Annotated in this window: 10 protein-coding genes; 4 read left to right on the forward strand and 6 right to left on the reverse strand. The window is 64.9% G+C overall.

Annotated features, from left to right (window positions below; translation table 11 throughout):
- Positions 1-6: 6 nt before the first annotated feature.
- Positions 7-1305, reverse strand: a complete 1299-nt coding sequence (pgfA, locus tag F6B93_RS01830; protein ID WP_211697464.1) for a cell envelope lipid trafficking protein PgfA — start codon at positions 1303-1305, stop codon at positions 7-9.
- 197 nt (positions 1306-1502) lie between these two features.
- Between pgfA and F6B93_RS01835 the strand changes: the two genes are divergently transcribed.
- The gene (locus tag F6B93_RS01835) at positions 1503-2708 is read left to right on the forward strand and encodes an acyltransferase family protein (protein ID WP_211697465.1); all 1206 of its coding nucleotides are present in this window, start codon (positions 1503-1505) and stop codon (positions 2706-2708) included.
- A 72-nt stretch (positions 2709-2780) separates the two neighbouring features.
- Here the strand turns inward: F6B93_RS01835 and F6B93_RS01840 are convergent, their stop codons facing one another.
- Positions 2781-3761, reverse strand: coding sequence for a phosphotriesterase family protein (locus F6B93_RS01840; protein WP_211697466.1), 981 nt, complete (start codon positions 3759-3761; stop codon positions 2781-2783).
- Positions 3762-3893: 132 nt separating this feature from the next.
- Between F6B93_RS01840 and F6B93_RS01845 the strand changes: the two genes are divergently transcribed.
- The 3 genes from F6B93_RS01845 (at position 3894) to F6B93_RS01855 (ending at position 7398) form a co-directional block, all read left to right on the forward strand.
- Complete coding sequence (locus F6B93_RS01845) at positions 3894-5606, forward strand: acyl-CoA dehydrogenase family protein (RefSeq protein ID WP_211699217.1); 1713 nt, start codon at positions 3894-3896, stop codon at positions 5604-5606.
- A gap of 157 nt (positions 5607-5763) precedes the next feature.
- Complete coding sequence (locus F6B93_RS01850; protein ID WP_211697467.1) at positions 5764-6438, forward strand: TetR/AcrR family transcriptional regulator; 675 nt, start codon at positions 5764-5766, stop codon at positions 6436-6438.
- Between the two features lie 15 nt (positions 6439-6453).
- Positions 6454-7398: a R2-like ligand-binding oxidase gene (locus tag F6B93_RS01855; RefSeq protein ID WP_211697468.1), complete on the forward strand. Its 945-nt coding sequence runs from the start codon at positions 6454-6456 to the stop codon at positions 7396-7398.
- Between the two features lie 21 nt (positions 7399-7419).
- Here the strand turns inward: F6B93_RS01855 and F6B93_RS01860 are convergent, their stop codons facing one another.
- The 4 genes from F6B93_RS01860 to F6B93_RS01875 all read right to left on the reverse strand — a co-directional run bounded on the left by F6B93_RS01860 (position 7420) and on the right by F6B93_RS01875 (position 12877).
- A complete protein-coding gene (locus F6B93_RS01860; protein WP_211697469.1) occupies positions 7420-8793 on the reverse strand; it encodes an NADP-dependent succinic semialdehyde dehydrogenase in 1374 nt (457 codons plus the stop codon).
- Positions 8794-8897: 104 nt separating this feature from the next.
- Positions 8898-10292 (reverse strand): HNH endonuclease signature motif containing protein, encoded by a 1395-nt coding sequence (locus tag F6B93_RS01865; RefSeq protein WP_211697470.1) that lies wholly within the window; start codon positions 10290-10292, stop codon positions 8898-8900.
- Positions 10293-10374: 82 nt separating this feature from the next.
- Positions 10375-11409 (reverse strand): FUSC family protein, encoded by a 1035-nt coding sequence (locus tag F6B93_RS01870; RefSeq protein WP_211697471.1) that lies wholly within the window; start codon positions 11407-11409, stop codon positions 10375-10377.
- Positions 11410-11416: 7 nt separating this feature from the next.
- On the reverse strand, positions 11417-12877 hold the full coding sequence (locus F6B93_RS01875; protein ID WP_211697472.1) for a lipase maturation factor family protein: 1461 nt from the start codon (positions 12875-12877) through the stop codon (positions 11417-11419).
- Positions 12878-12890: the final 13 nt, after the last annotated feature.

The following is a 12890-nucleotide window of genomic DNA, read 5'->3' on the forward strand; positions in this document are numbered from 1 at the left end:
GGCGAGCTAGGACCGCTCCGGCGGGCTGGAGCCGGCGGGTGGACTGGAGTCGGGAGGCTCTGAATCACGCGGCGGCTCGGCAGAGCCCAGCTGGGGCGGATCAGAACCGGGCGGCGACGATTCCGGCGCCAGATCGGGGCGTTGTGTCGGCAGCTTCTCGGTCTCGGCCTCGGCCCCGGGCACCGGCTCCGCAGCGCCACCGCGGTAGAGGTCATCATCGGCGCGATCGAGGCCGGGATCGATCAACGCACTCTCGGTCCGCAAGCTGAACGACGCGAGCACGCCGCCGCCGATCAGTGCAATCAGGCCGGTCGCGGTAAAGGTGATCGGCAGCACCCGCGACCAGAGCGCCAGCCGGTCACGCTCGTCGCGAGCCGCATTGACCTGGGATTCGACCGTCTCTTCGGTCGAGGTGACCTCGTAGTCGGCCATCGTCAACTCTGGCTTCAGCGCGTCGCGGGCGAAGTAGTGGTTGGCGTGCTCGGTCTCCTTGACGATCGTTCCCGACACCGGGTCGACCCAAAAGCTGCGTTGTGCGGCGTAGTAGCGGGTCATGGTGATCTGCTCCATCGGATCACCCGGCAGCCCCCACATCGCCGCTGGCGCGGTGACTTTGCTGTCGTCTTCGCTGGCATACAGGGACGGATACTTCACCGGCGCCACCAGCTTTCCGTCGGCGCTGTAGCCGATGTTCTGCGTGAATCGGTACGTGGTGAGACCGTTGACGTCCTCTTCGCCCTCGTAGTTGGCGTCGAACGGCTTCTGCGCGATGGGATCGAAGTAGGGATAGGACTTCTTCTCGGTGTGGAACGGGAATCGGTAGGACAGCCCCTCGTGCCGCAGCGGGATCGCAGTGGGCGGACTCTCGTCATTGAAGCCGCGCGGCTTCTGGACCGCGCCGCCGGTGTGCGCGTCGTCGGAAACAGACATCGCCGTCTCCCGGTTGAGCGTGACGGTGTCGACGATCGCCAAGAGCAGCCCGCTGTCCTTCTGCCTGTCGGTGCGCCGGACCGACGTTCCGACCTGGAGGGTGACCACGACGGCGTTGGCGGGCGACTCGACGGTGACTTGCTGCTGTGACACCAGCGGCACGTTCTTGTTGGTGACGATGTGCTGTTCCGACAGAGACGCCGAATCGATCGCGGTTCCGCTGCCGTCGCTGACCAACGTGGTATCGATATCGAGCGGGATTCTGGCGATCCTGCTGCTGGTATATGTCGACAGCAGCAGCGCCGCGATCAGCAAGGCGGATCCGAGTCCGATACTTCCGCATGCAGCGATCCGCAACATGACTGCCCGGTTCACGTTGCTGTGACCTCCTTATGGTCCATGGACTCGTCGGTCGGAACCCTGTTCCGGCCTGACCAAGCGGCGAGGCAAAACCCGTTTGACCCTAACAGCAGAACGTAGGGGCTCGGCGGACGAACCTGTCGTGACATTTCCGTTATGCGGGGTGTCGGCTACGGTATGCCGATTCGCCAGCTGGACATCACAGGCACACTGTGTTGGTGACCGATGACCGGCAGGTAGGGGGGACCCGCCGTTTCCTGCCCGCCGTTGAGGGCATGCGCGCCTGCGCAGCGGTCGGGGTAGTGGTCACGCACGCCGCTTTTCAAACGGGGCACTCCAGCGGCGTCGCCGGCCGGTTGTTCGGCCGTTTCGATCTGGCGGTGGCGGTGTTTTTCGCTCTGTCGGGGTTCCTTCTGTGGCGCGGACATGCCGCGGCCGCGCGGGATCACCGGTCGCGCCCGTCGACAGGTCACTATCTGCGATCGCGGGTTGTCCGCATCATGCCTGCCTATGTGGTGGCGGTCGTCGTTATCCTGTCGCTGCTGCCCGACGCGGACCACGCCAGCATGACCGTGTGGCTGGCCAATCTGACGCTCACTCAGATCTACGTACCCCTGACCCTGACCGCCGGCCTGACCCAGATGTGGAGCCTGTCCGTCGAGGTCAGCTTCTATCTGGCGTTGCCGATCCTGGCGTTGCTGGCTCGCCATGTGCCGGTGCGCGCCCGCGTGCCGGCGATCGCCGTGCTGGCGGCCCTGAGCTGGGCGTGGGCCTGGGTCCCGGTGGCCGCCGGATCTGGGATCGACCCGCTGAACTGGCCGCCGGCATTCTTTTCCTGGTTCGCCGCCGGCATGTTGTTGGCGGAATGGACGCGCAGCGGCATCGGGTTGCCGCACCGGTTGGCGCGTCATCGCGTGCTGATGGCCGTCATGGCTGTGCTGGGATACCTGGTGGCGGCTTCCCCCGTGGCCGGTCCGGAAGGGCTCGTGCCCGGCAGTGCTCCGCAATTCGCGGTGAAGATCGCCATGGGCTCGCTGGTGGCGATGGCGTTGGTGGCACCGTTGGTTCTGGACCGGCCCGATACCCCGCACCGCCTGCTGGGTAGCACCGCCATGGTGACCTTGGGACGCTGGTCCTACGGCTTGTTCATCTGGCACTTGGCCGCACTGGCGATGGTGTTCCCGGTGATCGGCACCTTCCCGTTTACCGGGAGGATGCCGGCGGTGTTGGTGTTGACGCTGATCTTCGGTTTCGCCATGGCCGCGGTCAGCTACGCCCTCGTCGAGTCGCCCTGCCGGGATGCGTTGCGGCGCTGGGAACGCCGCACAACGTCAACCGGCACGACGCCGACCACCAAGCAACCGGAAGCGCCGCTGCGTTCCGTCGGCGACCTGCAAGCCGACGCCATCGCGCCGTGACGCCGCACTTCTCATGCCACGAATGAGCCCGCCTGGCCCCGAAAGCCTGCCATCGTCCGGCCGGCAATTGGGTCAGCTGTATGCGCCCTGCCGCTCAAAAATGCGGCGTGGATTGTCGACGAGCATGGTGTGCAGCTGCTCGTCGGTGACACCGCGTTCTCTCAGCGCGGGGATCACGTCGTTGTGGATATGCAGGTAGTGCCAATTGGGCATTGCCGCCGGCACCAGCTCCTCGGGTAGCGCGTCGAAATAGCAGTTGGCGTCATGGGAGAGCACCATCTTGTCGGCGTGCCCGCGCTCGCACATTCGGGCCACGATGTTCACCCGGTCCTCGAACGGGGAGATCAGGTCGATGCCGAACCGGTCCATTCCCAGGTAGGAGCCATTGCTGATGAGCTCCTCGAGGTAGTCGACGTCGGTGCTGTCGCCGGAGTGTCCGATGACGACCCTGCTCAGGTCCACACCTTCCTCAGCGAAGATTCGCTGTTGTTCGAGCCCGCGCCGCAGCCCGGCGTGGGTGTGGGTGGAGATCGGGACGCCGGTGCGCTTGTGCGCTTGGGCGACCGCGCGCAGCACGCGCTCGACACCTGGGGTGATGCCGGGCTCGTCGGTGGCGCACTTGAGAATTCCCGCCCTGATACCGGTATTGGCGATGCCTTCCTCGATGTCGCGCACAAACATGTCGGTCATGATCTCCGGGCCGTCCAGCATTCCGCCCGGGCCTAGATAGTGGAAGCAGAACGGTACGTCGTTGTAGGTGTACAAACCGGTCGCGACCACGATGTTCAGGTCGGTGGCTGCCGCGACGCGTGCGATGCGGGGGATGTACCTGCCCAGTCCGATGACGGTGAGGTCGACGATGGTGTCCACGCCGACTGCCTTCAGCTCGTTCAGCCGGGTGATGGCGTCGGCCACGCGCTGGTCTTCGTCGCCCCACGCTTCGGGATAGTTCTGGGCTACCTCGGTGGTCATGATGAATACGTGCTCGTGCATGAGCGTCACGCCGAGGTCCGTTGTATCGATGCAACCGCGCGCGGTATTGAGGTCTGACACCTAACCGATGCTAGGCCGCCGGCGGCGTTTGCCGACAGTGTTGGTTTGTCGGGCTGTGCCACGATGGCCGCATTGCAGTACGGTCACATCGTTGCGTCAAATCCTTTTCTGATCCGCCCGGGAGCCTCCACCATGCTGCTCAATCCCAACCGCTTGGAACGTAAGTACCCAGACCGTCGCTCGGGAGAGATCATGGCGGCGACGGTGGACTTTTTCGAGTCCCGAGGCAAGGCGCGGCTCAAGCACGACGACCACGAGCGGAGGTGGTACTCGGATTTTCTCGAGCACGTCGGGCGGGAGCGTATCTTCGCTTCGCTGTTGACGCCGGCGGCCTATGGCGCCGACGACTGCCGCTGGGACACCTATCGGATCAGTGAGTTCGCCGAGATCCTGGGCTTCTACGGGTTGAGCTACTGGTACCCCTTTCAGGTGACGTCCCTGGGTTTGGGCCCGATCTGGATGAGTGCCAATGAGGACGCCAAGCGCAAGGCTGCCGCGCAGCTCGAGGCGGGCGAAGTATTTGCGTTCGGCCTGTCAGAACAGACCCACGGCGCCGACGTCTATCAGACCGACATGATCCTTACCCCGAGCGATGACGGGGGGTGGCGGGCCAACGGCGAGAAGTACTACATCGGCAACGCCAATGTAGCTCGCATGGTGTCCACCTTCGGCAAGATCGCCGGGACTCCAGAAAGCCAAGAAAACCCGGAGTACGTCTTTTTTGCCGCCGATTCGCAGCACGAGCGCTATGACCTGATCAAGAACGTGGTGAACTCGCAGAACTACGTCGCCAATTACGCGCTGCGGGACTACCCGGTCACCGAAGCCGACATCCTGCATCGGGGGCCCGGGGCCTTCCACGCCGCGCTCAACACGGTCAACGTCTGCAAGTACAACCTGGGCTGGGGCTCGATCGGCATGTGCACCCACGCCCTCTACGAGTCGATCACGCACGCCTCCAATCGCCATCTCTATGGGCAGGTGGTGACCGACTTCTCGCACGTGCGGAGGCTGCTCACCGATGCCTACGTGCGGCTGGCTGCCATGAAGCTGGTGGCCACCCGGGCCAGCGACTACATGCGCAGCGCGTCGGCGGCCGATCGTCGGTATCTGCTCTACAGCCCGCTGACCAAGGCGAAGGTCACCAGCGAAGGCGAACGCGTCATCACTGCGTTGTGGGATGTCATCGCCGCCAAGGGAGTCGAGAAGGACACATTCTTCGAAACGGTGGCTCGCGAGATCGGCCTGCTGCCTCGCTTGGAGGGCACCGTCCACATCAACATCGGGCTGCTGGGCAAGTTCATGCCCAATTACCTGTTCGCCCCGGATGCCGAGCTTCCGGTAATTCCGCGTCGCGACGACGCCGCTGACGACTCGTTCCTGTTCGCGCAGGGGGCCACCGGGGGCTTGGGCAAGGTGCGCTTCGGTGACTGGCGCGCCGCATTCGCCAGCTTTGCTCATCTGCCGAACGTTGCGCTGCTGCGCGAGCAGGTCGAAGTGCTCACCGAGTTGTTGGCCAGCGCTACTCCGGATGCGGCCCAGCAGAAGGACATTGACTTCGCCTTCGGCGTTGGGCAGCTCTTCGCGACGGTGCCCTATGCGCAGCTCATTCTGGAAGAGGCGCCGCTCTCGGACGTGGATGAGGCATTGATCGACGAGATCTTCGCGTTGTTGGTTGCGGACTTCAACAGCTATGCGGTCGAGTTGAACGACAAGTCCGTCACGACGGACGAGCAGGCCCGATTCGCGATGCGAATGATCCGTCGACCGGTGCACGAGTCCTACGACCAGATCTGGAAGGGATACGTGCAGCCGCTCAACGGGGCCTACCAGATGCGCCCGTGAGGCGTCCCGTAACCAGCGGGCGCCGAAATTGCTTCTAGGGCGGTAGTTTCGGTCCCGTCAACGACCCTGACGGCAATCTCGTGGCTATCGACGCCGACCTTGACTGTGGTGCGCCGCACAGTAATATGACCAGTGGTCATCGAGGCCAGGAGGCCGTATGCCGACGGTTACATGGGCGCGGGTTGATCCGGTCCGGCGCGCGGCGGTCGTTCAGGCCGCGGAGGCCGAATTCGGGGCGCACGGTTTTTCCCAGGGCAGCCTCAACGTCATCGCTCGGCGGGCCGGGGTCGCCAAGGGCAGCCTGTTCCAATACTTCGCGGATAAGCGCGACCTCTACGCATTCATCGCCGACGTCGCGAGCCAGCGGGTGCGATCGTTCATGGAGGATCTCATCCGCGAGCTTGACCCGAATCGGCCGTTTTTCGAGTTCCTGACTGATTTGCTCGATGGGTGGGTCGCTTACTTCGCCGAGCATCCGCGCGAACGCGCGCTGCATGCCGCGGCAACTCTCGAGGTGGACGCCGATGCGCGCGTCAGCGTGCGATCCGTGCTGCACCGCCATTATTTGGAGGTGTTGCGGCCGCTGGTGCGTGACGCGAACGCGCGCGGGGACCTGCGCGCGGATGCCGACACCGATGCATTGTTGTCGCTGCTGCTGCTGATCTTTCCGCACCTGGCACTGGCGCCGTATCTGCGCGGTCTGGATCCGATCCTCGGACTTGACGAGCCGAGCCCCGAGCAGCCGGTGCTGGCGGTGCGCAGGTTCGTCGCAGTGCTTGCCGCGGCCTTCGCCGCGGTACCCAACCCGGCGCCGAGCCCAGCCCCGCAATGATCCGAGGAGGTCACTATGCAACGCACTCACTTAGGCTCGCTGGCTCCCGGCGGCCTCAACTGGGACAGCCTTCCGTTGAAGCTGTTTTCCGGCGGCAATGCGAAGTTTTGGGATCCGGCCGATATCGACTTCTCCCGTGACAGCCAAGATTGGGAACCGCTGTCCGACCTGGAACGCAACTACGCCACCCGGCTGTGCGCGCAGTTCGTCGCGGGCGAAGAAGCGGTCACCGAGGATATCGCTCCGTTCATGGCCGCCATGCGCGCCGAGGGGCGGCTGGCCGACGAGATGTATCTGACCCAGTTCGCGTTTGAGGAGGCCAAACACACGCAGGTGTTCCGGCTGTGGCTGGACGCGGTCGGGATCAACGACGATCTGCATCGCTACCTCGATGAACTTCCGGCATACCGGCAGATGTTCTACGAGGAGCTGCCCGCATCGCTGGACGCCTTGGTGACGGATCCCTCGCCGGCCGCCCAGGTTCGAGCGTCGGTCACCTACAACCACGTCGTCGAGGGCATGCTGGCGCTGACGGGATACTATGCCTGGCACAAGATTTGCGTGGAGCGCGGCATTTTGCCCGGTATGCAGGAGTTGGTTCGGCGCATAGGCGATGACGAGCGACGCCATATGGCGTGGGGAACCTTTACCTGCCGGCGCCACGTCGCCGCCGATGACGCCAACTGGACGGTATTCGAAACCCGAATGAACGAGCTCATGCCGTTGGCGCTGCGGCTCGTTGAAGAGGGTTTTGCTCTCTACGGCGACGAAGTCCCCTTCGACCTGTCCAAGGACGAATTCATGCAGTACTCGGCCGATAAGGGCATGCGGCGGTTCGGGACAATCTCGAGCGCGCGCGGTCGCCCGGTGGGCGAGATCGACCTGGACTACTCACCGGTTCACCTCGAGGACACCTTCGCCGAGGAGGACGCAAGAACACTCGCCGCCGCGTCGGCCTAGCGCGATGATCCAGGCCAGCCGTCAGGCGACCCACACGGTCTTGAGGTTGCAGAACTCGCGGATCCCCTGCGCCGACAGTTCTCGGCCGTAGCCGGACCGTTTGACACCGCCGAACGGCAGCTCCGGATAGGACACCGTCATCCCGTTGATGAACACCTGGCCGGCCTCAATGCCATCGATGAAGCGTCGCTGCTCGGTTGCGTCCCGGGTCCAGGCGTTGGAGCTGAGCCCGAAGGTGGTGGCATTGGCGATCTCGATGGCTTCGTCGATGTCGCGGACACGGTATACCGAGGCGACGGGGCCGAAAACCTCGTCGGTGTAAAGAGCCATGTCCTTGCTGATGTCGGTGATCACCGTCGGCGGGTAGAACCAGCCCGGCCGGTCCGGGCGCTGGCCACCACAGCGGATCACCGCGCCGGCCGCGGCGGCGTCTTCGACCTGCTTTTCGACCTCGTCCCGACCGGACTCGGTGGCAAGGGGACCGACATCGGTGTCCGGGTCGGTCGGGTCGCCGACCCGAAGCGCTTGCATTCCCGCGACGAATGTGTCGACGAACTGGTCGTAAATGTCGGTGTGTGCGATGAATCGCTTGGCGGCGATGCAGGATTGGCCGCAGTTTTGCACCCGGGCGGTGACCGCGGTGGTGACTGCCGCGTCCAGATCGGCGGATGGCATCACGATGAATGGGTCGCTGCCGCCGAGCTCGAGCACCGTGGGTTTGATCTCGTCGCCGGCGATGGCACCGACCGATTGGCCGGCCGGTTCACTGCCAGTGAGGGTCGCCGCGGCGACTCTGGGGTCGCGAAGGATCCGCTCGACGGCACTGGATCCCACGAGCAGGGTCTGGAAACAGTCGTCCGGGAACCCGCCGCGGGCCATGACGTCAGCCAGGTACAACGCGCACTGCGGGACGTTCGACGCGTGCTTGAGAATGCCTACGTTGCCGGCCATGAGCGCCGGGGCGGCGAATCGCACGGCCTGCCACAGCGGAAAGTTCCACGGCATGACGGCCAGCACTACGCCGAGCGGTTGGTAACGACCGTAGGCCTCGGATGCCCCGACCTTCCCCGGATCGGCTGGCTCGTCGGCGAGCATTGCTTCGGCGTTCTCGGCGTAATAGCGAAAACCCTTGGCGCACTTCAGTGCCTCGGCTTTGGCTGAGGCCAGCGTCTTGCCCATCTCCAGGGTGATCAGGGCGGCGGTCTGATCCGCCTCGGCTTCGAGCAGGTCGGCGGTGGCGTTCGCCCACTGGGCGCGTTGGGCGAAGCTGGTGTGACGGTAGCTGGTGAACCGCGCATATGCGCGGGCTATCGCCGCCTCGACTTCCTCGTCTGATGCCGCTGTGAAGGTTTGGACCGTCTCCCCGGTGGCCGGGTTGATCGTGGCGATGGGCACGCTGACATCCTTACGCTGGGTTGGTTTCTACGAGGCCGCTATCCAGCCTGCCACTATCCCAGCCCGAGCGAGGCGCTGCATCGGCACCGCCACACGCCAGGTGGTCAGACCTCTAGGTCGCTCTCGTCGTCCTCGTCGTCGTCCCCGTGCCGCAAGAGCTTTTCCGGGTGATGGAACGCGTTGACACGCGGTTGGCCTCGGTCTAGGTGAGGTGGTGCTAGCCATTCGGTGTCGCCGTTGGCGCTTTTTCGCGTGGTCCAGCCCCCGGGTTTGATCAGCCGGTGATGAGGGCCGCAACCGAAGGTCAGGTCATTCACGTCGGTGGCGCGGCAGTGGGCGTAGGGGGTGACGTGATGGACTTCGGAATAGTAGCCGGGCACATCGCAGCCCGGGGCTGTGCAGCCACGGTCTTTGGCGTACAAGACAATCCGCTGCCCCGGTGATGCTAGGCGTCTGCTGTGATAGAGCGCCAGCGTCTTGCCCTTGTCGAAAACTGCCAAATAGTGGCGGGCGTGGCGGGCAAGGCGGATCACATCGGACATCGGTAGCAGGCTGCCGCCGCCGGTGAGGCCGGTGCCGGAGGCGGCTTCCAACTCGGCCAAGGTGGTGGTCACGATGATCGAGGCGGGCAGCCCATTGTGTTGGCCCAGCTCGCCGGAGGCCAGCACCGCGCGCAGGGCGGCGTTGAGCCCATCGTGGTGGCGTTGGGACCGTGAACGGGTGTCGGCATCGATGGCCTCTTGGCTGGGCGGTCCGTCCACGCAGGCGGTGTCCTCGGTCGGGTTGCACACGCCGGGAGCGGATAGTTTGGCCCACACCGCCTCAAGGGTGGCGCGCGCTTCGGGGGTCAGCCAGCCGCGCAGTTCCGACATGCCGTCGGCGTGTTGGTTGCCCAGGGTGAGGCCGCGGCGGCGGGCGCGGTCCTCGTCGCGGAAGTTGCCGTCGGGGTTGAGGCAGTTGGCGATTTTGTCGGCGAATCCGGCTAGTTGCTCGGGCCGATACTGGGTGGCTTTGTCGGCTAGATCGGCTTCGGCGTGGTCGCGGGTGGGCTGATCGACCCAGCCGGGCAGCTGGTGGTAGAAGCGGCGGATGACCGCGATGTGTCCGGCGCCGAGACTTCCGGCGCGCTGGGCTTTGGCGGTGCCGGCCAATACCGGCGCCAACGGCTCACCGGTGAGCCCCCGCCGGGGTCCGAGGTCGGCGGCTTCGCGGATGCGCCGGGAGGCCTCGGCGCGACTGGTCCGGGTCTGGTCGGCGATCGCGTGGCAGAGCTTGCCGCCGAGCTCTTCGGGGTTGGCTTGGCGGGCCAGATGGTTGATCAGTTGATGTTCGGGTACCGGGACGCGTCGGCGCACCCGTTCGCAGCGTGCCAACAACGCCAACCATTCCCGGGTGGTGAGCGCGTCGAATTCCAAACCGGCCACGCTGTCGAGGGCGGCCTCGAGGGCATCGAAGGCCGCCGTGATCGCTTCGCGATCCGCCACAGCACCCGAACGCATACCCCGAAACTATCGGAGACCACCGACAAAATATGGCCGCGAAGAAACTGTTGAAATCACTGGGGCGAAGGCGATTTCCGGCTTATGCTGGCGCGAAGTCGGCGACTTCCAGCAACTCGCCTACGCAGGCGTCGATGGCGCCAGCGACGATGATTTGCGTCGTGCTACACGGGGCCGGTTCCGGCGTCGCGATGCGGTGGCGGATGGACACGGCGCGTGCGGCGGCGGTGGCCGGGTCGTCGACGGCAAGGGCTGCTACGGCGGTGGAGAGCTCGCCAAGGGCGGCGCGTATCGAAGCGTCGAGCCGCTCGCCGCCGGACCGAGCTCTCGTGACGGTGCCTACGAGCAGCAGTGCGGCGTTGGCAAGTTCCGCCGATCGCGCGGCGTGGCGATCAGCGGTGCGCACGGCGTAGCGGAGCCGCCACCGGCGAGGCGCGACGCGCACCAACAGTCGGGCGGCCTTGCGGACTTCGAGGAGTTCGGCCAGTCGTCGGTGCAGCTGGCCGGCGATGCCGACGGTCCCGTCTGGCGTCGAGGCCGAATCGGCGTTGGGGATTGCGATGCGCGCCAGCATGTCGGCCACTGCCTCAAGCACCGCGTTGCGGGCATCGCGCAGCATGTGCACTGGATTCTTCGGGAACAGCACCAGGCTGAACACCAAGGCCAGACCGCCCCCGATCAGCGCGTCAAAAATCCGTTCCAGGGCCAGGCCGCTGAGCGGGAAGGTGAGGAGCAGTATCGCCGACATGGTGGTCTGATTGACGAACATCGGTCGTTGCGGAACGAAGCCCTGTCCGATCAGCATTGCGACGCAGAGCGACAACAGCACAGCAGCAGCGATCGCGATTGCTCCGGTCGCGAGAACTTCGCGGACTACGGCGCCCAGCGCGATCCCGAGCGCTACGCCGACCATCATTTCGACGGCGATTTCGGCGCGCACCGCGCTGGTCATCCAGAGGCATACCGCTGCGGCGATCGGAGCGAAGAACGGGTACGGATGGTCGAGGACGTCGCGGGTGATATACCACGCCAATCCGGCCGCTGCCGCGGTCTGCGCGATCGGCCACAAGACGCTGCCGAGTTGGGACGCGGCCGCCCGGATGTGCTTGGCGTTCATCCGTGGGTCACCGCGCATGCGGAGAATCGCTGTTGGTCAACGCGATGGGGGAGACGTACCCACCGATCAGCGTGCGGTGCCACCAAGCGTGATCGCGGAGCAGTTCGGCCACCGTGGTAAATCGATACTCGTAGAGCTGCGCGCGCACATACCGGGGTGGAGATTGCGCGAAGGGATTGCGGCGAAGCAGGCGCACCGTCGGGGGATCGTTGCGTAACAGCCGCATCATGAATGGTGTCAACCACGGCAGCGCGTAGCCCGGCGAGATAGCAGCGAACCACATCAGCCAATCCAGCCGCAGGTGGTACGGCGCCCACTGCCGTGGCAGATGACGCACCGCACCGGGCTTTCCCTTGAATTCGTATTCCTTCCAGACGGTCTGCGCGGTGATTCTCGCCTCGTCGGTGCCTTCGATCACCACCTCTCGGCGGACCCGGCAGATGCTGCCGAATGCGCCGTAAGTATTGACCATGTGAAATGGGTTGAACGACATGTTCATTCGCTGATGAGGGGACAGCAAGTTGCGCGCTGGCCAGTAGCTCAAGACCACGATGGCTGCCGTGAACGCGAGGACGACCACGATGAACCATTGCGGGGGTCCAGGCAGCCCAGGCCGCGCGGGTATCGGCAGCAGCGCGGCGGCCCACGACTCCATCCAAGACTGATCGATCGCGCTGCATGCCAGCAGAATGGTCAGCCAGTTGAGCCAGGCGAAATTGCCCGAGACGACCAGCCACAACTGGGTGATCACGATGATCACGGCCGCGATACTTGCGACGGGCTGCGGGGCGAACAACCCGAACGGCACTACCAGCTGGGCAAAATGGTTGCCCGCCACCTCAACCCGGTGCAACGGCCTCGGTAGGTGGTGGAAGAACCAGCTCAACGGACCTGGCATGGGCTGGGTTTCATGGTGGTAGTACAGGCACGTCAGATTGCGCCAGCACCGATCGCCGCGCATCTTGATCAGACCGGCACCAAACTCGACCCGAAACAGCAGCCAGCGCACCAACCACAAGGTCAGAATCGGCGGGGCCGTGCGCTGGTTGCCGAGGAAGATCATCAGGAAACCGGTTTCCAGCAGCAACGACTCCCAGCCGAACGAATACCACGTCTGTCCGACGTTGACGATCGACAAGTAGAGCACCCACAGTGTCAGCCACATCAGCATGGCCGTCCACAACGGTGCCAGGTCTGCTAATCCGGCGACCATCGTCGCGGCTAGCGCCGCACCGGACCAGCAGATGATAGCGAAAAGACGGTCGCTATAACGAAAGTGAAAGATGCTCGGCGTTCTGAAGAACGATTGCTCGGCCAGATACCGCGGTACAGGAAGCATCCCCTGTTCTCCGATGAGCGCCCGGAATTGCCGCGCGGCCGCGACGAATGCGAGTAGATAGATTGCCGCCGCGCCGCGCTCGAGCACCAGCCTGCCCAGCCAGTATTCGGGCGCCGAAAACCACCCCATGGCCGCAACTCCT

The organism is Mycobacterium spongiae, assembly GCF_018278905.1.
In the GTDB taxonomy this organism is placed as follows: Bacteria; Actinomycetota; Actinomycetes; order Mycobacteriales; family Mycobacteriaceae; genus Mycobacterium; species Mycobacterium spongiae.

Coding starts and splice junctions, on each gene's coding strand:
- F6B93_RS01865 (WP_211697470.1), bottom strand. CDS start 10,292: ATGCGTTCGGGTGCTGTGGCGGATCGCGAAGCGATCACGGCGGCCTTC.
- F6B93_RS01850 (WP_211697467.1), top strand. CDS start 5,764: ATGCCGACGGTTACATGGGCGCGGGTTGATCCGGTCCGGCGCGCGGCG.
- F6B93_RS01870 (WP_211697471.1), bottom strand. CDS start 11,409: ATGAACGCCAAGCACATCCGGGCGGCCGCGTCCCAACTCGGCAGCGTC.
- F6B93_RS01845 (WP_211699217.1), top strand. CDS start 3,894: ATGCTGCTCAATCCCAACCGCTTGGAACGTAAGTACCCAGACCGTCGC.
- F6B93_RS01875 (WP_211697472.1), bottom strand. CDS start 12,877: ATGGGGTGGTTTTCGGCGCCCGAATACTGGCTGGGCAGGCTGGTGCTC.
- F6B93_RS01855 (WP_211697468.1), top strand. CDS start 6,454: ATGCAACGCACTCACTTAGGCTCGCTGGCTCCCGGCGGCCTCAACTGG.